The 18,678-nt window shown below is 63.3% G+C and carries 17 protein-coding genes; 6 read left to right on the forward strand and 11 right to left on the reverse strand.

The annotated features are described in order from the left end of the window. Positions 1 to 2 precede the first annotated feature (2 nt). Together CORTU0001_RS08145 and ilvA are read right to left on the reverse strand one after the other, a co-directional pair. Positions 3 to 641, reverse strand: coding sequence for a YigZ family protein (locus CORTU0001_RS08145; protein ID WP_005328833.1), 639 nt, complete (start codon positions 639 to 641; stop codon positions 3 to 5). After that, entirely contained in the window at positions 641 to 1,909 is a 1,269-nt protein-coding gene (gene ilvA / locus CORTU0001_RS08150; RefSeq protein ID WP_005328835.1) for a threonine ammonia-lyase IlvA, read from the reverse strand. The genes CORTU0001_RS08145 and ilvA overlap by 1 nt, the downstream gene beginning before the upstream one ends. Before the next feature lie 99 nt (positions 1,910 to 2,008). Between ilvA and CORTU0001_RS08155 the strand changes: the two genes are divergently transcribed. Next, positions 2,009 to 3,874: a choice-of-anchor I family protein gene (locus tag CORTU0001_RS08155; protein WP_005328836.1), complete on the forward strand. Its 1,866-nt coding sequence runs from the start codon at positions 2,009 to 2,011 to the stop codon at positions 3,872 to 3,874. Between the two features lie 62 nt (positions 3,875 to 3,936). After that, positions 3,937 to 4,422: a hypothetical protein gene (locus CORTU0001_RS08160; RefSeq protein WP_005328838.1), complete on the forward strand. Its 486-nt coding sequence runs from the start codon at positions 3,937 to 3,939 to the stop codon at positions 4,420 to 4,422. A 49-nt stretch (positions 4,423 to 4,471) separates the two neighbouring features. On the opposite strand, the gene CORTU0001_RS08165 is transcribed toward CORTU0001_RS08160, so the two are convergent. Continuing rightward, positions 4,472 to 5,662: a cobalamin-independent methionine synthase II family protein gene (locus CORTU0001_RS08165; protein ID WP_005328845.1), complete on the reverse strand. Its 1,191-nt coding sequence runs from the start codon at positions 5,660 to 5,662 to the stop codon at positions 4,472 to 4,474. Between the two features lie 72 nt (positions 5,663 to 5,734). Further along, a complete protein-coding gene (gene dnaE / locus CORTU0001_RS08170) occupies positions 5,735 to 9,307 on the reverse strand; it encodes a DNA polymerase III subunit alpha (protein ID WP_005328847.1) in 3,573 nt (1,190 codons plus the stop codon). A gap of 27 nt (positions 9,308 to 9,334) precedes the next feature. Between dnaE and rarD the strand changes: the two genes are divergently transcribed. After that, the gene (gene rarD / locus CORTU0001_RS08175; RefSeq protein WP_005328860.1) at positions 9,335 to 10,204 is read left to right on the forward strand and encodes an EamA family transporter RarD; all 870 of its coding nucleotides are present in this window, start codon (positions 9,335 to 9,337) and stop codon (positions 10,202 to 10,204) included. Here the strand turns inward: rarD and CORTU0001_RS08180 are convergent. From CORTU0001_RS08180 to lspA, 5 genes are read right to left on the reverse strand one after another with little or no spacing between them, the layout of a single operon-like run. Next, positions 10,191 to 10,460 (reverse strand): hypothetical protein, encoded by a 270-nt coding sequence (locus tag CORTU0001_RS08180; protein ID WP_034668487.1) that lies wholly within the window; start codon positions 10,458 to 10,460, stop codon positions 10,191 to 10,193. The genes rarD and CORTU0001_RS08180 overlap by 14 nt on opposite strands. 9 nt (positions 10,461 to 10,469) lie before the next feature. After that, positions 10,470 to 11,510, reverse strand: coding sequence for an HNH endonuclease signature motif containing protein (locus CORTU0001_RS08185; RefSeq protein WP_005328864.1), 1,041 nt, complete (start codon positions 11,508 to 11,510; stop codon positions 10,470 to 10,472). A 60-nt stretch (positions 11,511 to 11,570) separates the two neighbouring features. Beyond that, complete coding sequence (locus tag CORTU0001_RS08190) at positions 11,571 to 12,107, reverse strand: hypothetical protein (protein WP_005328865.1); 537 nt, start codon at positions 12,105 to 12,107, stop codon at positions 11,571 to 11,573. Further along, complete coding sequence (locus CORTU0001_RS08195) at positions 12,104 to 13,030, reverse strand: RluA family pseudouridine synthase (protein WP_005328870.1); 927 nt, start codon at positions 13,028 to 13,030, stop codon at positions 12,104 to 12,106. Before CORTU0001_RS08195 ends, CORTU0001_RS08190 begins: the two co-directional genes overlap by 4 nt. Next, complete coding sequence (lspA, locus tag CORTU0001_RS08200) at positions 13,023 to 13,514, reverse strand: signal peptidase II (protein ID WP_005328876.1); 492 nt, start codon at positions 13,512 to 13,514, stop codon at positions 13,023 to 13,025. The genes CORTU0001_RS08195 and lspA overlap by 8 nt, the downstream gene beginning before the upstream one ends. 41 nt (positions 13,515 to 13,555) lie before the next feature. On the opposite strand from lspA, the gene CORTU0001_RS08205 reads away from it, so the two are divergent. Beyond that, positions 13,556 to 14,497 carry a hypothetical protein gene (locus CORTU0001_RS08205; protein ID WP_005328879.1) on the forward strand — a complete coding sequence of 314 codons (942 nt, stop codon included), beginning with the start codon at positions 13,556 to 13,558 and terminating at the stop codon, positions 14,495 to 14,497. Here CORTU0001_RS08205 and CORTU0001_RS08210 read toward each other — a convergent pair whose 3' ends face one another. Further along, positions 14,498 to 15,148, reverse strand: coding sequence for a WKL family lipoprotein (locus CORTU0001_RS08210; RefSeq protein WP_005328880.1), 651 nt, complete (start codon positions 15,146 to 15,148; stop codon positions 14,498 to 14,500). Positions 15,149 to 15,256: 108 nt separating this feature from the next. Here CORTU0001_RS08210 and CORTU0001_RS08215 point away from each other — a divergent pair, with 108 nt between their 5' ends. After that, positions 15,257 to 16,150, forward strand: coding sequence for an asparaginase (locus CORTU0001_RS08215; protein WP_034668489.1), 894 nt, complete (start codon positions 15,257 to 15,259; stop codon positions 16,148 to 16,150). Here the strand turns inward: CORTU0001_RS08215 and CORTU0001_RS08220 are convergent. Beyond that, a complete protein-coding gene (locus CORTU0001_RS08220) occupies positions 16,147 to 17,535 on the reverse strand; it encodes a DNA polymerase IV (protein ID WP_005328882.1) in 1,389 nt (462 codons plus the stop codon). The two genes, CORTU0001_RS08215 and CORTU0001_RS08220, sit on opposite strands and share 4 nt — an antisense overlap. A 158-nt stretch (positions 17,536 to 17,693) precedes the next feature. Between CORTU0001_RS08220 and CORTU0001_RS08225 the strand changes: the two genes are divergently transcribed. Beyond that, positions 17,694 to 18,674, forward strand: coding sequence for an ABC transporter ATP-binding protein (locus CORTU0001_RS08225; protein ID WP_005328883.1), 981 nt, complete (start codon positions 17,694 to 17,696; stop codon positions 18,672 to 18,674). Positions 18,675 to 18,678: the final 4 nt, after the last annotated feature.

The following is an 18,678-nucleotide window of genomic DNA, read 5'->3' on the forward strand; positions in this document are numbered from 1 at the left end:
GGTCAGGATCCTACCTCAACCCACGCGCTGCCCGCCTCTGCCGCTTCGAGCTGGCCCTGCGAGATCGCCGCCAGCGTAGCTTCCAGCTCGTCCAGCCCACCCGGGCGCACGGCCAGCGTAAAAGTCACCGCGGCCGCATAGGCGGTATCGGTTATCTCATAGCCGCGCCCACGCAGATCCGCTTCCACGCGCCCAGCCGTCGCATGCGGGCACTCCACCGCATAAAGCTCCCGGCGCGCCCTGGTTACCGCGCGCACCTTCTCCATGGCCTCGCTGACCGCACCACCATAGGCATGCACCAGCCCGCCGGCCCCCAACTTGATGCCGCCAAAGTAGCGCACGACCACCGCGCACACATCGAGCATGCCGGAGCCCTTCACCACGTCCAGCATCGGCTTTCCGGCCGTACCGGAGGGCTCGCCGTCATCGGAAGAGCGCTCCACCGGGTTCGCACCATCAACGTGGTAGACGTAGGCGGAGCAATGGTGGCGGGCGTCGGGAAAGCGGCTGCGGGCGGCGTCGATAAACGCGCGGGCTTCTTCCTCATTAGTGACGCGGCCGATCAAGGTAATGAACCGGGAGCGCTTAATCTCAATTTCGTGTTCAACCTGGCCCACTGGGCGACGATAAGAATCCTGCATTAGGCCACGAGGAATTCGTACTCGGGGGTGTCGGGCTTGAGGTACTGCACCGAAATCTTGGATTCTCCCATGCGCTCTAGCAGGCCCTCGAGATCCTCGGCGCGGCTAAGCTGCAGGCCCACCAGCGCAGCACCCGTCTCGCGGTTATTGCGCTTGAGATATTCAAAGAGCGTGATGTCATCGGTCGGGCACAAAATCTCGTGCAAGAAATGGCGCAACTGGCCCGGCTCCTGCGGGAAATTCACCAGGAAATAATGCTTCAGGCCGCGGTGGACCAGGGAGCGCTCCATGATTTCGGCGTAGCGCAGCACATCGTTATTGCCGCCGGAAATTACGCACACCACCGTCGAGCCTGGCTCCAGGTCCAATTGGTGCAAGCCCGCCACCGACAGCGCACCGGCCGGCTCCGCAATGATGCCCTCATTTTGATACAGGTTGAGCAGGTCCGTGCACACCGCGCCTTCGGACACGGTATCGAAGCTCAGGCGCTCGCGATTGGCCTGCAAAATCTCATAGGGCAGCGCGCCAAGGCGCTTGACGGCCGCGCCATCCACGAAGGGGTCGACCTCCTCCAGCGTCACCGGGCCGCCGTGGTCAAACGCCGCTCTTAGCGACGCCGCCCCCTCCGGCTCCATGCCCACCACCCGGGTCTGCGGCGCCATATCCGCCACGTAGGAGGTGATGCCGGAAATCAGGCCGCCGCCACCCACAGGAACGACGATGGTATCGAGCGACTTGCCCTTGGCCGAAAGCTGCGCCAGAACTTCCGCCGCGACCGTGCCTTGTCCGGTGATGGTATCGCGGGCGTCGAAGGGCTCGATGAAGGTGGCGTCGCGCTCGGCGGCGTCGGCATGCGCCGCGGCGGCTGCCTCATCGAAGTTGGCGCCGACCACCACCAGCTCCACCTGGTCGCCGCCATGGACCAGGATGCGGTCGCGCTTTTGCATCGGCGTGGGCTCCGGCACGAAAATCTTGCCGGCAATGCCCATCGTGCGGCAGGCATAGGCCACGCCCTGCGCATGATTGCCGGCCGAGGCCGTAACAATTCCCCGGCCGCGCTCTTCCTGGGGAACATTCGACATACCGTTTAACGCGCCGCGAATCTTATAGGAGCGCACGTCCTGCAGATCCTCCCGCTTGAGATAGACCTCGCAGCCCGTCTCGGCCGACAGCCGGGCGCAGTACTGCAGCGGAGTCGGGGCGATTTCCGAGCTAATCCGCGCCTGCGCCTGCTGGATATCGGATGCATGGATGGTCGAATCAGTCATGTCTTGACAGTCTACCCATTCACTGGAAATTCACTGTCCTTTAGTTGCACCGTTACCTCCATCAGCAATAGTGGACATAACCACAAGAAAGGAATACTTATGCTCAAGCGCATCTCTCTCTGCGTTACTTCCTCGCTCGTCCTCGCCTGTGCCCCGGCCGCCCACGCCCACATCGTGGATAACGTGCTGGAACACTCCGCCCCCAACGCGGCACTGCAGCTGACCCCCATCGGTTCCCATGAATCCGGCGTGCTGGGCAAATCCGCCGCCGAAATCGTCGCCTACCACGCTGCGTCCCAGCGCATCCTCACCGTCAATGCGCGCTCCGGCGAGGTCGATATTCTGGACGCCTCCGATCCCACTAAGCCGCGCAAGATCGGCGCCCTCTCCGCCGGCGGGGACAAGGAAATCAACTCCGTGGCCGTGCGCCCTGATGGCCTGGCCGTCGCCGCGGTGCAGCAGGCGGACAAAACCGACAACGGCGAGGCGCTGTTCTTCAACGCCGAAACCGGCGAGGAGCTTGGGCGCGTAGGCGTAGGCGCCCTGCCCGATAACGTGCACCTCACCGCCAACGGCCGCCACGCGCTGGTTGCCAACGAGGGCGAGCCTTCCGACGCCCTCAATGCCGAGGGCACCGCCTACCTCAAGGACCCAGAGGGCTCCATTTCTGTCATCAGCCTGCCCGAGGACGTCGCAGCGCCCGCGCTTGGCGACGTCCACACGGCCGACTTCACCGCCTTTGACACCGCCGACCTCGACCCCTCGATCCGTGTCTTCGGCCCCTCCGAGCACCATAACCTGCCTTCGCGGGACTTCGAACCGGAATACATTTCTTCCGCGGGCGGCAAGGCCTACGCCACGCTGCAGGAAAACAACGCCATCGCGGTCATCGATATCGAGTCCGCCACCGTGGAAAAGGTAATCCCCGCCCATATCGCGGACCACTCCCAGGTGCCGCTGGATCCGTCCAATAAGGATGACGCCGCGGAGCTGCGCACCATTCCGGTCAAGGGCCTGTCCATGCCGGACTCCATCGGCGCCTTCGAGTCGGAGGGCCAGACTTATTTCGCCACCGCCAACGAGGGCGATGCTCGCGAGTGGGGAGGCTATACCGACGAAGTAGAGCTCAAGGACCTAGTAAAGGACGGCAAGGTCTGCGACGATCTCGAGCTTCCCGAGGGCATTGAGGATAAGAAGTTCGCCGGCAACCTCAAGCTCACCAACGCTTCTGGCTGGAACGAAGAAAAAGAGTGCTTCGACGGCCTGTATTCCTATGGTTCGCGCTCCTTTAGCATCTACGACGCCGAGGGCAACGTCGTCTTCGACTCCGGCGCGGACTTCGAGAACATCACCAAGGATATGCCCGGCCTGAACTTCAACGCCGATAACGAGGATCCGGATTTCGATGACCGCTCCGATAACAAGGGACCAGAGCCAGAAGCCTTGACCATCGGCAAGGTTGGCGAGCGCACCTACGCCTTCATCGGCGCAGAGCGCGTGGGCGGCATCTTTGTCTACGACGTAACCACACCCGCCGAGGCAAAGTTTGTCACCTACGTCAACAATCGCGATTTCTCCGTTGGCTACGACGAGGACGATGTTGCTGCCACCACCAAGGCCGGCGACCTCGGACCAGAGGGCCTAGCCTTCGTTCCCGCCGCCGACTCCCCTATCAATGACGCCCTCCTCATCGCCGGCAACGAGGTCTCCGGCACCACCACCGTGTTCTCCGTCAAGGACCTGCTTGCCGACGCCTCCGATGACACCGATTCCCCCTCCACGTCCGCGGGCTCCACTGGATCCAGCAACAGCAGCAGCGGCAGCAGCGTCGCTGCCGGCGTGGGCATCGTGGCTGGTTTGGTAGGTCTTGGCGCCCTGATTGGCGGGGCGCTGGGCTTCCTGCCGAAGACCGTCGACGAGTTCTATGCGCTGTTGCCGGCACAGGTGCGCCAGCTTTTGCCATAGATCTTCTGGGATTTAGCTGCTAAATTATTTGAGGCTAATACCTCTCACTCTAAAGGAGAACCATGCGCAACCGTCTCAGCACTTCGCTCGTCGCCGCCACCGCCGTGGCAGCGGGCCTCGTTGCACCAGCAACCGCTTCTGCCGCTGAAGCGCAGCCGAAGCAGATCTCGGCTGAATGCCAGGCCGAGGTCGACAACGCCAAGGCAGAGCACCTCAAGAAGATCGAGAGCGGCGAGCTCGGATCTTCCGCCCGCACTCCGCAGGAGCTCATGCAGGGCCTGGCCAACGGCTACGGCTCTTCCGGAATGCCAAAGGAACCGGACTGCGTAGCCGAGGAGGCAGAGGCGCAGCAGATCGAGGCACTCAAGCGCCTGCCTATCTGGGGTTCTTCCTCCCCAGAGAAGTTCCTCGAGGTCATGAGCTGGGTTACCGTGGCTGCCAGCCTCGTTGCCGCGCTGCTGCAGGCCTTCACCATGGTTGCCAAGGTGAACCCGGCCGTGCTGGAGCCGATGAAGAATGCCCTCAAGCAGCTGGGCGTGCGCTTCTAAGCACTGAATAATTTAGCCGCTCCGGAGCTCCGGAGCGGCTTTGTGTGTTTTAGAAGAGTTCGCGGGTAGCAATCTCCGCGCCCTCGACCAAGGACTGCAACTTCGCCCAGGCAATCTGGGGGTGCAGGCGGCCGCCCAAGCCGCAATCGGTCGACGCGATGACGTTTTCGGGGCCGACTACCTCAGCGAATTGGATGATGCGATCGGCCACGAGGCGCGGATGCTCTACCGCGTTGGTGGAGTGAGATACCACGCCCGGGTAAATCACAGTGCCTTCGGGCAGCGCGTGGTCCTGCCACACGCGCCACTCATGCGCGTGGCGCGGCGAAGCGGCCTCGAAGGAGAATCCGCCGACCTCGGCACGCAGAATTTCCTCGATGATATCCGCAAAGGGCACGTCGGTAACGTGCGGGCCGTGCCAGGAGCCCCAGCAGATGTGCAGGCGCGTTTGTTCCTTGGGCAGGCCGGCGATGGAATCATTGAGGACGTCGATGCGCTCGCGAATAAAACCGCGGAAGTCCTTCACGGACGGCTCGGGATTGATTTGGTCCCAAGCCTCAGCCAAGTCGGGCGCGTCGAATTGCACAGTAAGCCCAGCGTCGGTGATGGCCTGGTATTCGGTACGCATGGCGCGGCCGACGTCGGCAAGCAGCTCATGCTCATCGTCGTAGTAGCGGTTGGTCAGGCGCGCTGCCGAGCCGGGCGAAAGGGCGGCGATGAAGCCGGGGGTGCCGGCCGGGAGGGCGTCGGCAAGCAGGCGCACATCGGCCGCGACCTCATCCTGGCCGATGTAGGTCACAGGGCCGGTGAACTCTGGGTTCGCCACCTTGGCGCGGCCGGTGAAGATGCCGGAATCCGGGTCATTATAGGCCTCCGAGAACAACGCGCGGTCGCGGCGATCAATAAAGGACGTCAGCCGCGGCTCACCCGGCTTGGAGCGCACCACCTCGGCCGATTCCCAGCGGTCGGTATCCGTCATCGTCAGCCCGCCTAGGCGGCTAAACGAATAATTCCACCACGCGCCATAATCCACCGCGCCAGAGGTGATATGGCCGTACTCGCCCTCGTTAATGATATCGAGGCCGAGATCGAGCTGCCGCTTGACGACGTCCGCCACCGCAGCCTCCAAAATCCCCTGAAACTCCGCGGCCGGCAGCTCCCCGCGCTGCAGGTTGGCTTCCAGCAGTTCCGGGGTGCGCGGCAGTGAGCCGACGTGGGTGGTGCGAATCTTTTTGACCATCAGGTTTCCTCCATCGATATAGACTGTGCTGTCTAGATTAGTGGAGGGCGCCTGCCGCCGCCGAGTTTAAATTCAGCCTAATATGCCCGCGCCCATGGTGGCCTTGAGGTCGCCCATGAGGTTGCCAGATCGCTCCACGCGCAGGTGGTCGCCGAGGATCATGGTGGTGGACTCGGAGCCATCGACAAGCTCGAGGTACACATCCGACTCGCCCTGGTTTTTGAGCAGGACCTGCTTGAGGCGGGCAATGTTTTCCATGGTGCACTGGTCCGTGCGCATGGTCAGGCGCAGCGGCAAGCCGGCGCCGCCGCCCGGGCCCAGCTCCGGCACGCGGATATCGGAGCAGAACAGGGAGCGGCGCTCATCGCGAACCTTCACGTTCACGCGCGCGAGGATGATATTGTCCTCGACAATCTGCGGGGCGACGAGCGAGTACACCTTGTTGAAGACCAGGATTTCCACCTGCGCGCCGTTGTGGTCCTCCACCGTGACAATGGCCCACGGCGAGCCATCACGCTTGGAAAAGCGACGGTCCACGCCCGAAATGATGCCGCCGATGATGAGCTCTTGGCCGTTATGCACCTCGTCGTTGAGGATCTTGGTCAGCGGGGTATCCGTCTGCGCGGCCAGCGCCTCCTCGAAGCCATCGAGAGGGTGGCCGGAAACGTACAGGCCCAGCATTTCGCGCTCGAGGGCAAGTTCGTGTTTGCGGTCCCAGTTGTCTTCCGGAATGTCCAAGGCAAAGGCGTTAGAGGCCGCATCGTCTTCTCCCCCGCCGATTCCAGCGAAGAGATCGAACTGTCCCTTATCCGCGGCCTTCTTGGTGGTTTGCACCGCATCCACCGCGTCCTCGTGGATGAGCATGAGGCCCTTGCGCGGGTGGTTCAAGTCATCGAAGGCGCCGGCCTTAATCAGCGCTTCTGTCACGCGCTTAGTGCAGGCGGCGAGCTCGATCTTGTCCAGGTAATCGCTAAAGGAGGTAAACGCGCCCTTGTCGTGGCGGGATTTGATGATGGATTCCACCACTTCCGAGCCCACATTGCGGATAGCGCCCATGCCGAAGCGGATATCCTCTCCCACCGCCTGGAAGTCCTCCTCGGACTCGTTGACGGACGGCGGCAGCACCTTGATGCCCAGGTGGCGGCAGTCCGATAGGTAGATGGCGGACTTATCTTTCTTATCGCCCACCGAGGTCAACAACGCGGCCATGTACTCCGGTGCATAGTAGGCCTTGAGGTAGGCCGTCCAGAAGGACACCAAGCCGTAGCCCGCGGCGTGGGACTTGTTAAACGCGTAGGACGCGAAGGGCTCGATGGTGCCCCACAGCGCGTCCATGGCGGACTTGGAGTAGCCATTTTCTTGCATGCCGCCCCAGAACTTGTCGTACTGCTGGGCCAGCACCTCGGGCTTCTTCTTACCCATTGCCTTACGGAAGCCATCTGCCTCGCCGGCCGTGTAGTTGGCGACCTTCTGCGAGATACGCATGATCTGCTCCTGATAAACAATGAGGCCGTAGGTCTCATCCAGGATTTCCTTGAGCGGCTCTTCCAGCTCCGGGTGAATTGGGGTGATTTCCTTGCGGCCGTTCTTACGGTCCGCGTAGTCCCAGTGGGCGTTCACACCCATCGGGCCTGGGCGGTAGAGCGCAAGGGAGGCCACAATATCCTTAAAGCCGGTCGGCTTCATGCGCTTGAGCAGCTCCTGCATGCCGCCGGAGTCGAGCTGGAAGACGCCCAGCGTATCGCCGCGCGAGAGCAGGTCATAGACCTTGGAGACCTTGGGGTCGTCGGCATGCAGCTGCTCTAGGTGGATTTCTTCGCCGCGGTTGCGCTTGATGTTTTCGATAGCATCGCCGATAACGGTGAGGTTGCGCAGGCCCAGAAAGTCCATCTTCAGCAGGCCGATGGCCTCGCAGGCCGGGTAATCCCAGCCGGTGATATAAGCGCCGTCGGCCGGGCGCTTCCACATAGGAATGTGGTCCATGAGCCGGACCGAAGCCATAATCACCGCACAGGCGTGCACGCCCGCCTGCCTGACGACGCCCTCCAAGCCCCGCGCCGTGTCATAAATCTTTTTCACGTCCGGGTCGGATTCCACCATCTGGCGGACCTCGGCGGCCTCGGAGTAGCGCTCGTGGTCCGGGTCCGTGATGCCCTTAAGCGGAATGTCCTTGGCCATGATGGCCGGCGGCAGCGCGCCGTTGATGCGGTCGGCCATCTGGAAGCCGGGCTGGCCAAAGTGCACCTTGGCCGAGTCCTTAATGGCCTGCTTGGTTTTCACCGTGCCGAAGGTAATCACCTGCGCCACCTTGTCCTCGCCCCAGCGCTCGGCCGCATAGGTAATCATTTCGCCGCGACGGCGGTCGTCGAAGTCGATATCGATATCGGGGGCGGACGGGCGTTCTGGGTTCAAGAATCGCTCGAAGAGGAGATCGTGCTCCAGCGGATCGATATTAGTAATGGTCAGCGCATAGGCGACGAGCGCACCAGCCGCCGAACCACGGCCCGGCCCCACGCGAATACCCACGGAGCGCGCGTGCTTAATGAGCTCGGCCACGATGAGGAAGTAGGACGGGTAACCCTTCATCTCGATAACGGAGATCTCATACTTGGCGCGCTCGATATATTCCTCCGGAACATCCTGGCCGGGGAAGCGCTTTTGCAGGCCCTCCATCACTTCATGGGTGAGCCAGGAGGTTGGGGTGTGGCCCTCGGGGACGTCGGCAATAGGCATGCGATCGTGGGTGTGTTCTTCCCAGATCTCGCCGTAGTCTTGCACGCGCTCGGCAATCCACAGGGTGTTATCGCAGCCGTCTGGAATCATATCGTCCCAGGTCTCGCGCATCTGCGCGGCCGACTTAATGTAGTAGCCGGTGCCGCCGAACTTGAAGCGGTCCGGGTCCATGAACGTCTTGCCGGTCTGCACGCACAGCATCGCCTCGTGCGCCGGCGCCTGAGACTCAAGCACGTAGTGGCAGTCATTGGTCACCAGCGGCGGCAAGTCCAGCTTGCGGCCGATCTCTAGCAGGCCATCGCGCGTGCGCTTTTCGATGTCCAGCCCATGGTCCATCAACTCCAAAAAGAAGTTGTCCTTGCCGTAGATGTCCTGCCACATGGCCGCGGCCTCCAGCGCCTCGTTGAACTGGCCGAGGCGCAGGCGGGTCTGGACGTCGCCGGAGGGGCAACCGGTGGTGGCGATGATGCCGTCTGCGTGCTCGGCGATGAGCTCGGCGTCCATGCGCGGCCACTTGCCCAACTGGCCTTCGTAGGAAGCCAGCGAGGACAAGGTAAAGAGGTTGCGCAGGCCGGTGGCATTCTCCGCGATCATCGTTTGGTGGAGGTAGGCACCGGACGCGGAGACGTCGTCGCGCTTTTGATCTGGAGTGCCCCACAGCACGCGCTTCTTATTGAAGCGAGATTCGGGCGCCATATACGCCTCGATGCCGATGATGGGCTTGACACCGGCACCGGTCATGCGGCGGTAGAAGGCATCAGAGCCGTACATATTGCCGTGGTCGGTCATGCCGACGGCCGGCATCTCCTGGCGGACCACCTCGTCTGCCAGCATATCGACCTTGGCCATGCCGTCCAGCATGGAAAACTCGGTGTGGTTGTGCAGGTGGACGAAGGAGGAGTTTTTGGCCATGCGGCTCATCATAGCGGGGCGGTCAAAATGGGCTATTATTTTGTGATGCTCTACACGCTCGCCGCCTACATCATGTGGGGATTTTTCCCCGCGTTCTTCCCCCTGTTGCTGCCGGCATCGCCGCTGGAAATCTTGGCTCACCGCGTGTTGTGGACCGCGGTGCTGGTCACGGGATTTTTGATCCTCGGCGGCCGGTGGCGCGAAATGGCGCGCATGGGCAAGCGCACCTGGGGTTGGCTTGCGGCCGCGGGCGTGTTCATCACGGTCAATTGGGGCACCTACGTAGTGGCGATTAATAGCAACCACGTGGCCGATGCGGCGCTGGGGTATTTCATCAATCCCCTGGTGTCGGTCGCCCTCGGCATGGTGTTTTTGAAGGAGCGGCTGCGGCCGTGGCAGGCCGGCGCGGTGGGCGTTGCGGCCATCGCGGTGCTGTACTTGACGTTCTTTACCGGCCAGGCGCCATACATTTCGCTGCTGCTGGCGTTCAGCTTCGGCTTTTATGGGCTGCTCAAAAAGCAGGTCCGGGTGTCCTCGGCCGTCTCGGTCGCGGCGGAGGCGCTCGTGATGTCACCGCTGGCGGTGGGCTACATCCTGTGGCTAGAAACAAGCGGCCAGGGCACATTCGCCAGCGAGGGAGTCGGCCACGCGCTGCTTTTGGTCAGCGCCGGCTTGATTACCGCGCTGCCGCTCCTCTGCTTTGCGGAGGGCGCACGGACGCTGCGCTTATCGACGATCGGCATGCTCCAATACCTCACCCCCATCATGCAGATGCTGTGGGCGCTCTTTGTCACCCACGAGCACTTTTCAACGCACCGCTGGATCGGCTTCGGCATCATCGGTGTGGCGGTGGCGATTTACGTCGCCGACTTGGTGCGCATGGCTAGGAGCGCCTAAGTTCCTCGCGAGCGGCGCGGGCGCGGCGACGCGCCGCCTGTTCCTCTTCTGCGCGCAGCGCCCAGCGCGGCATCACCACGACGAGAAAAATGCCATAGGCACATACGATCCCGGAAAACACCAGCGTCATCGAAGTGCCGCCGGTGACAAGGCCGATTAAAAGCGCGATGCCGGAAACCACCACCGCGACCCACGCGGCGATATAGGCAAACTTGTAGTTGGGCATCCACTGCGAAAAGGGCTGATGTGAGGACATAGGTCTAGCCTACGCGGTGGTTGTATTCGCAGGCCCGGTATCGACGAGGTCCGGTGGGGGCGGATCCCAGGGGTTGACCCAGCGCACGCCGCGGGCCGTGCGCTCGAAGCGGCCATTGCGCGGCGGGCCGGTGCGATGGTCATCATTGCGGCCGTTGTGATAGGCACAGGCGGTGGTGAGGTTCTTCGCATTGGTCCACCCGCCCCCGGCCCAACTGAAGATGTGGTGAACCTGGCACTCATCGGCAGGCTTATTGCATCCCTTGACCGGGCAGGTGGGATTTTCCGCCGCGGCCATCATGAACTGTTTCCAGGTGGCCCCGCGGCGCATGCGATACAGGTTCACTGGGCCCTCTACGGGGTGGAGCAGGGTGACAAACCCCTCCTCGGCAAGCGCACGCTGGGCCAATTCAGCACCCGTAATCTGCGCGCCATTGGTCATGGTCAACACCACATCGTCGCTGCCATGGGCCACGCCAACCAACTTATCCAGTGGCACCACAACGTTGGTGCGCACGGTTGCGGCGGCGCCAGTACCGGTGCGGAAGAGGGAGGCGACGTCGGCAAGCGAACCGGCATGCTGGTGCAACTCGGCGATGAGTGCGGACGGCCCAGTGATGGACAGCGTCCAGGGTTTGCCGGCGGCGCGGCGCCGCAACCGCACCCCCGGCTTGGGTTCGCGCGGAGCGCGCATCTCACGCAGCTTCTTGCGGGCACGCCTTTCCATCTCCCGCGTATCGCACGCGATATGGGTGAGCTCGGCGCGCAGGGCCCAGGCGCGGGCTTGGGTGGGCGCGCGCCGCGCATGCTTTTCGATGACCTCCAGCGTCGGCAGCGAATGCCGGTTGCGGCGGGCCCCGTCCACCGCGCGGCGTTGGCGGCGGCGAAAGCTGGTGGTCCCGAAGTAGACCTGCGCGAGCTGCGCAACGGATTCTGCTTCCGCATCGGGCATGCCAGCGGCGGTAAGGTCCGCGGCGGAGGCATCGGCGGCCTCGGCGAGGAGGTCCATCGCCGAGTTGAGTGCCGCAATATAAGCCCGAATGTGTTTCATGCCCTAGATGCTAAAAGCACTGGGCGGCCACCGCGCGCCACAGGGGCCAGGAGGGCGATATTAGCTGGGAGGGCGGATGGCGAAGCTGCCCCAGGCGGCGTCGGCAGGCGCGGGTTCGACGGCGGCGACGGAGGGAGTGGAGGCGACGTCGGCAAGCTGGGCGCCCGATCCCCACACCACGGCCGCGCTCACCGCGGTGGGGCGCTGGCCATAGGAGGCATCGATGCGGTCGAAGGCGCGTTGGATGACCGCGGCCCGGTCCTCGCCGGCGGTGGGTTCAGGGACGTCGATGGGGGCGGTGGAGCCGATAAGGATGGCATCCATGCGCGGGGCTGCGGCGACGGCGGCCGCGGCGGCTACGGGTGGCAGGTCCTCGTCGAAGGTGACTAGAGCGTAGGCAGGCGCGTCCGGAATGTCGCTGCCGGACACGCGCGCAATATACTCCGCGCGCGTCTCGCCATCCGGGCCGAGCTGGTCTCCTTGCACCTGCGAAGAAGCCTGGGTCCCTAGGGCGCCAAAAAGCGCGAGCGCGGCCAAGAAAAGCACCGCAAGCACCGCCAGGGCCGCTAGCCGACGCCGCCGGTAGACCTTCCTCATCCCCGCAGAACCTCCAAAGCGTGCTCGAGATCGGCCGGGTACGGCGCTTCAATCTCGAACCACTTGCCGGTGCCGGGGTGGGTAAAGCCGAGCTTTACCGCGTGCAGCCATTGACGCTGAAGCCCAAGGCGCTTAGCCAAGTTGGGATCCGAGCCGTACATTGGGTCGCCCACGCACGGGTGGCCGGTGGCAGACATGTGCACGCGGATCTGGTGGGTGCGACCGGTCTCCAGGTGCACCTCGATGAGGCTGGCCTCGCGGAAGGCCTCGATGAGGCTGTAATGGGTGACGGCCGCTTTGCCGTCGTCAAGCACGGCGAATTTCCAGCCCGACTTGGGGTGGCGGCCAATGGGAGCATCGACGGTGCCCTCGATGGGATCCGGCAGCCCCTGCACCACGGCGTGGTAGGTCTTTTTCACGCTGCGGTACTTAAAGGCATGCTTGAGCGCGGAATAGGCGCGCTCCGAGGAAGCCACGACCATCACGCCTGACGTGCCCACATCGAGGCGGTGCACGATGCCCTTGCGCTCGGTCGGCCCGGACGAAGCCACGGTATAACCGGCCGCGCGCAGCCCACCAATCACCGTCGGCCCGTCCCACCCCACGCTGGGGTGCGCGGCCACGCCCACCGGCTTATGCACGCAGATGATATCGGCATCGTTGTAAAGCACGTCCATGCCCTCGACCAGCTCTTCGCGCGGCAGCAACGGCTTTTCTGGCTCCGGCAAAAGCACGGAGACCACGTTGCCGGAAGTCAATCGCTCGGATTTGCCCAGCTCTTGGGAATCGATGGTCACACTGCCCTCGGCGCACAGCTGCGCGGTGGCGCTGCGGGAAAGGCCAAGGAGCTTGGCCAGGGCGGCGTCGGCACGCATGCCTTCTAGGCCTTCAGGAATGGGGAAGCTGCGCATCTGCCTATTCATGCTCGGCCTTCCTTTCCTCCAGCACCATGGCGATAATGAACAGCACCACGCCGCAGGTAATGGCCGCGTCCGCAATATTGAACACGGCGAAAGAGCCGACCGAAATAAAGTCCACCACGTGCCCGCACCAGAAGCCGGGGGCGCGGAAGATGCGGTCGGCGAAATTACCCAGCGCGCCTCCGGCGATGAGCGCTAGGCCCACTGCCTGTCTGGAGTGGGTAATGCGCGGGGCGGCAATGGCCACGCCGAGCACAAAGACCAGCTGGATAGTGGTAAAAAGCCACGTCGATCCCTCCCCGCCCATGGAAAAGGCGGCGCCAGGGTTAAAAAGCAGGGTAAACCGGAACCAATCCCCAATGACCGGCAGGGGCTCGCCCTCCGTAAGGATGGAGAGCATTATTTGTTTCACGGCTTGGTCCACCAGCGCCACGGCGATGACAACCGCGGCGATAAGTCCTGTCTTGCTCCTTCGTTTTTGACTCACCCGCTCTATTCTAAACGGGAGCGTCCGGTATTTTGGTAAGCGTGTTTCGAGTCAAAGTTTTTGCAGCCCTGACCACAGCCGCCGTAGCGCTTACGGCGTGTTCCTATGAAAAGCCGGGACCCGCGGTAGAACAGCCCGTGGGCCTGACTATCGACGCCCCACGCGTCACCGTGGACAATCCCGGCACCGGGGAGAAAAAGCTCCTGGAATACCGCGATATCGACTCCACGCAGGACGTGAACTACCGCGTTACCGAGGGTTTTTCGCAGGACCTGCTCAAAAAGTCAGCGGCCGAGAAGTTTCAGGCCTCCGACGTCGAATCGACCACCACTACCCTGCCGCTATCGGCCAAGGTAGATAAGGCTAGCGAGGACGTTGAAGATCAGCTGCCCGCCACCCGCAATGCGTTCGTCACGGCCGGTGCGCCGGAAACTTCTGGCGACACCGACGTCTCTTCGGCCGAGGGATTTCAATTTGGCTGGCGCGGTCAAAATACTGGCCAGATGAATTCGCTGCGCCTGGCCGCACCCCAAGACGCCACGGATGAAGCCCGTGGCTCTGTCGAACAGGCGATTATGAAGCTTACGGCCTTACCCGTGGTTTTCCCCACCGAGGAGGTAGGCAAGGGAGCGAGCTGGACGGTGGATTCGCGCGTTACCGGCGAGTCCACTCTGCTGCAGACCACGCGCTATACGGTCGATTCCATCGAGGGCGACCAGGTCAAGCTCAACGTAGAGGTAGAACAGCGGCCGTCGCTAGGCGCGCTGTCGTTTGAGGGCCAGGCCCAGGGCACGGAGTTGGAGGACAAGGAGCTCAAGGTTGTGGACTCCAGCACCCAATCCAAGGGCAACATCACGGTAGACCTGAGCAAGCCGCTGCCCGTGGGCGGTGACGTGTCTTTCGACACGAAGGTCATTTATGGCGCCGCCGGCTCGGAGCTGCGCGTGGTGCAGTCGAGCCTGACGGAGCTAAACTTTTCCTAATTACTCGGCCGGTGCCTCAACGGGGGCCTCGGCTGGGGCCTGCTCGGCGCCTTCAGCCGGGGCGTCGCCTTCAGCCGGGGCAGCGTCGCCCTCGGCCGGTGCCGGGGCAGGTGCGGAGGCACCGGCGCCGGTATCCGCGCACATCTCCGGAACCTGCTCCGGCGGCACGGTGTTTTGGATGAGCGTGCAAGCCCACGCCTTGGAAAGCTTCCAAGTGCCGTCTTCGTAGACGAATTCCACCTGTTCAGCGGTCTGCTGCTGGCCGTCAGCGGTGGTGAAGTTCACGGTGGTCAGCACGGACTGCGGGTCATAGCCCGGAAGTACGGGATCGACGACCTCGAACTCGGCGCCGGATTCCTGCTTGGACTGTGCCATGGTGTCAAAGATTTCCGGTGCGGTCTCGCCGCCCTGCACGGTGGCGGTCTTTTCCTGCTCAGAGGCGTTCGGATCAGTGGCCTTGGCCAAGATGGCGTTGAGGTCCGCCGGGGACGGCAGCGCTGGGGCGGCGGAATCGCCGTCGGAAGAGGCGGATTCCTGCGCCTCGGTGTTGGTGGCGGCGGTATCGTCCTGCTCGTCGTCGGAAGAGCAGGCGGCCAGGGCGGTGGCCGCGGTCAGTGCGAGGCACGCGGCGCTAAACTTGCGGAATTTCACTTCTAACTCCTCACGTCTGGGTTCTAAACTCCCATCAGTTTACAGCTGCACCAGCCTTTTCCGGGCTGCGCCCGCCGCGTGGGCGGAGATTTCTTTAACCTTGAGTGCATGACCCGACTTGCTTTGATAGCCACCGGTGGCACGATCGCGTGCACCACCGTGGCCGATGGTTCCTTGGTTCCCACCGTCTCTGGCGCGGACCTTGCCGCTGAAATCGACGCCGAGGTAGTGGAGTTTCGCCAGCTCGACTCCTCCTCTATTACTTTGGCGGACCTCGATGAGCTCATTGCGGTGGTCAATGAGCACACCGCGCGCGAGGACATCGGTGGCGTGATCATCACCCATGGCACCGACTCCATGGAGGAAACCGCGCTGGCGTTGGAGATTTTCTGCGCAGGGGCAAAGCCCATCGTGCTTACTGGAGCGCAGCGCGCCTACGATCACCCCGCGGCCGACGGCCCCACCAATCTGCGGGCTGCCCGCGAGCTAGCGGCCAGCGGGCACCCTGGGGTTTTCCTCTGCTTCGGCGGCGAGACCATCCCGGCGCGCGGTGCGCGCAAGCGGCACACCAGTGACCTGCGCGGGTTTGAGTCGCTGCCCGTTCCTGGCACCACCCCGCGTTTGCGTCCTGCCCCGCTGGCGTCGCAGCGTATCGAGATCATCCCCGCCTATCCGGGAGCGGGCCGCCTGCTGGTCGACGCCGCCGTACACTCCCCCGCCTCCGGCCTCATTGTGGAGGCCATGGGCTCGGGAAATATGGGCGAGGAGATGGGCCGCGCGCTTGCCGACGCCCTCCACGCCGGCCTCCCCGTCATCATTTCTACCCGCACCCCCTATGGCCCGACGGCGCTGGCTTACGGTGGCGACGGCGGTGGCGCGAGCCTGGGGAAGCGTGGCGCCATCAACGCCGGATGGTTCCGCCCGAGCCAAGCGCGAATCCTGCTCGCGGCGGCGCTGGCCACCGGCACCGATCCGGCGGAGCTTTTTGCTCAGGAGGGCTAGTCCTCGCTGGTCAGCCAGTCCTGCCAATCCAGTGAGTCGAGCGGGTCTGCTGGCACGAGCGCGGGATCGTCGGCCGCGAAGGATTTGGTGCGGCCGGGACCCGTGGCGCGGGTTTCAAAGCGCACGCTGACCACCCCGTGGCCGGCGCCTTGAATCCAACCGTGGCCGTATTCGGGGTGGAAAACATCCTGCGTGGCGTGCCACTGGTTATCGGTTTCTTCCTCCACCGTCACCGTAGGCGCTGGTATGGCCGGTGTTGCGTCGTCGCTCACCCCAGTTTCATAGTCCGTATCCGCCGGTGCAGGACGCACGATTTCGCGGTCGAGCTCCGGAAAGAGCACGTCTTGGCGAGCGGCCTCTAGGCCAGAATAGCTCACCCCCACCAGGCGGATGGGCCCCAGCTCATCGGGGTAGCGGGCAAGCTTGAAGGCGGCGGCGGTGAGCACGGCGGCGTCGTCAGTCGCGTAGGGCAAGGTGGTCGAGCGCGATTCGATATGAAAATCCGCCATGCGCAGCTTCACCGTAACGGTGCGCGCGCCGCGCCCATCCTTGAGCAGCCGGCGGTGCGCACCCTCCGCAGCCCGGGCAATGGCCGCATCGACCTCGGGCGCGGTCTGCAGATCCTTCGGGTAGGTGTGCTCAGTAGAAATCTGTTTAGAAATAGCACGCGGCGCCACTTCACGGTCATCGATGCCACGGGCTAGCTGCCACAGCTGCAGCCCCACCACGCTGCCGATGGAAATCTCTACTTCCTTGCGCGTCATCGCCGCTAGCTGCCCAATGGTTTCTACGCCGATGGACTTGAGCTTCGCACCAGTCACCGGGCCGACTCCCCACAGCTTGTTCACCGCAAGGGGGTGCAGCATATCTAGCTGGCGCTCCGCTGGGATAACAAAGGTGCCGTCGGGCTTCGCTTCGCCCGATCCAATCTTGGCAAATTGTTTGCCCGAGCCCGCCCCAATGGAGCACGGCAGACCCGTTTCCTCCCGAATGAGCGCGCGCAGCTCATCCGCCCAGCGCTTGACCTCCTCCGCGCTCGCCCCTTCCAGGGCGGCGGGTTCCATAAAGGCCTCATCGATGGAAAGTTGCTCGATGACCTCCACGTGTTGCGCGATGATGCCAAATACGCGGCGCGAGGCCGCCGAATACACCGCCCGGCGCGGCTGCACTACCACCGCGCGAAGTCCAACAAGCTGCTGCGCGCGGTACATCGGCATGGCCGAATGCGCACCGTACACGCGCGCCTCATAGGAGGCGCCAGCCACCACGCCGCGCCCGCTGGTACCGCCCACCAGGACGGGGCGTCCCTGCAGCGTAGGCCGGGTCAGCTGCTCGACGGAGGCGAAAAACGCGTCCATGTCGATGTGTAGAACCCAGCGTTGCATGCGGCCCAGTCTAATAGGCGCACCTCCACATGCACTCCTGGGTGTTTGCGTGCCGTTAATTAAAGCTTTTATTTCTTTCCATCTTCACGTCACCCACATGCAATATTGCGGCCTTATCTTTTTCGAGGTTATTTCTTGAAGAAAGTATTTCGCTGAGTATGAACTCACCCCACGTCATCTTGCGCGGCGTTAAGCGCGAATTCGCCGATAATACGGGCCTCCACGAGACCGATCTAAGCATCAACCGCGGTGAATTCATCTCTATTCTCGGACCTTCCGGCTGCGGTAAGTCCACCCTGCTGCGTTGCATCGCCGGGTTGGAAACTCCTGATGCGGGCACCATTGCCATTGGTGAGAGGGAGGTTTATGGTCCGCGGACCAATGTGGCCGTCAACAAGCGCCGGCTGTCTATGGTCTTCCAAGACCTCGCACTGTGGCCGCACATGACGGTGGAAAAGAACATCGAGTTTCCGCTGACAACCCCAGGCAATAAGGTGGCGGCAGGCCAGCGGTCCGAGAAGGTGCGTGCCTGCATGGACATGGTGGGCATCACCAGCAAAGCGAAGGCGCGGCCAAACCAGCTCTCCGGCGGCCAACAGCAACGCGTCGCCATCGCCCGTGCGCTGGTTTCGAATCCGGACCTCCTGCTCATGGATGAGCCGCTGTCCGCACTCGACGCTGCGCTGCGCGTACAAATCCGCGCCGAGCTCACCCAACTGGCACAGGAGCTGGGGCTGACGGTCATCTACGTCACGCACGACCAAGCCGAGGCACTTGCCATGTCGGATCGCGTCGTGGTTATGAATCAAGGCCACATCGAACAATTCGCGGACCCGGTCACCCTTTATGAACAGCCGGCCACCGACTTCATCGCTGGCTTTGTAGGCACCATGAACCGCCACCCACAGCTGCCCAGCGTGCGTCCAGAAAATCTCACCGTCACCACTGCGGAGGAGGACACCGGCGCCTCCCCGCGCCGGGTCGAGGCGCAGGTTCTTGGCGCTCACTACATCGGTGGGCGCTACGAGTTGCGCTGCGACGTCCCCGGGGCGGAGGAACCCTGGGTGACGTATTCACCGCATCGCTTCACTCGCGGCGAGACCGTCTACCTCAACTATCCATCTTCTCTTTCTGCATAGGAGC

The organism is Corynebacterium tuberculostearicum SK141 (assembly GCF_000175635.1).
Taxonomy (GTDB): Bacteria; Actinomycetota; Actinomycetes; order Mycobacteriales; family Mycobacteriaceae; genus Corynebacterium; species Corynebacterium tuberculostearicum_C.

Excerpts from the sequence above, each read along its gene's own strand:
- CORTU0001_RS08145 (WP_005328833.1), bottom strand. The coding sequence starts at position 641 with ATGCAGGATTCTTATCGTCGCCCAGTGGGCCAGGTTGAACACGAAATT.
- ilvA (WP_005328835.1), bottom strand. The coding sequence starts at position 1,909 with ATGACTGATTCGACCATCCATGCATCCGATATCCAGCAGGCGCAGGCG.
- CORTU0001_RS08155 (WP_005328836.1), top strand. The coding sequence starts at position 2,009 with ATGCTCAAGCGCATCTCTCTCTGCGTTACTTCCTCGCTCGTCCTCGCC.
- CORTU0001_RS08160 (WP_005328838.1), top strand. The coding sequence starts at position 3,937 with ATGCGCAACCGTCTCAGCACTTCGCTCGTCGCCGCCACCGCCGTGGCA.
- CORTU0001_RS08165 (WP_005328845.1), bottom strand. The coding sequence starts at position 5,662 with ATGGTCAAAAAGATTCGCACCACCCACGTCGGCTCACTGCCGCGCACC.
- dnaE (WP_005328847.1), bottom strand. The coding sequence starts at position 9,307 with ATGGCCAAAAACTCCTCCTTCGTCCACCTGCACAACCACACCGAGTTT.
- rarD (WP_005328860.1), top strand. The coding sequence starts at position 9,335 with ATGGGCTATTATTTTGTGATGCTCTACACGCTCGCCGCCTACATCATG.
- CORTU0001_RS08180 (WP_034668487.1), bottom strand. The coding sequence starts at position 10,460 with ATGTCCTCACATCAGCCCTTTTCGCAGTGGATGCCCAACTACAAGTTT.
- CORTU0001_RS08185 (WP_005328864.1), bottom strand. The coding sequence starts at position 11,510 with ATGAAACACATTCGGGCTTATATTGCGGCACTCAACTCGGCGATGGAC.
- CORTU0001_RS08190 (WP_005328865.1), bottom strand. The coding sequence starts at position 12,107 with ATGAGGAAGGTCTACCGGCGGCGTCGGCTAGCGGCCCTGGCGGTGCTT.
- CORTU0001_RS08195 (WP_005328870.1), bottom strand. The coding sequence starts at position 13,030 with ATGAATAGGCAGATGCGCAGCTTCCCCATTCCTGAAGGCCTAGAAGGC.
- CORTU0001_RS08215 (WP_034668489.1), top strand. The coding sequence starts at position 15,257 with ATGACCCGACTTGCTTTGATAGCCACCGGTGGCACGATCGCGTGCACC.
- CORTU0001_RS08220 (WP_005328882.1), bottom strand. The coding sequence starts at position 17,535 with ATGCAACGCTGGGTTCTACACATCGACATGGACGCGTTTTTCGCCTCC.
- CORTU0001_RS08225 (WP_005328883.1), top strand. The coding sequence starts at position 17,694 with ATGAACTCACCCCACGTCATCTTGCGCGGCGTTAAGCGCGAATTCGCC.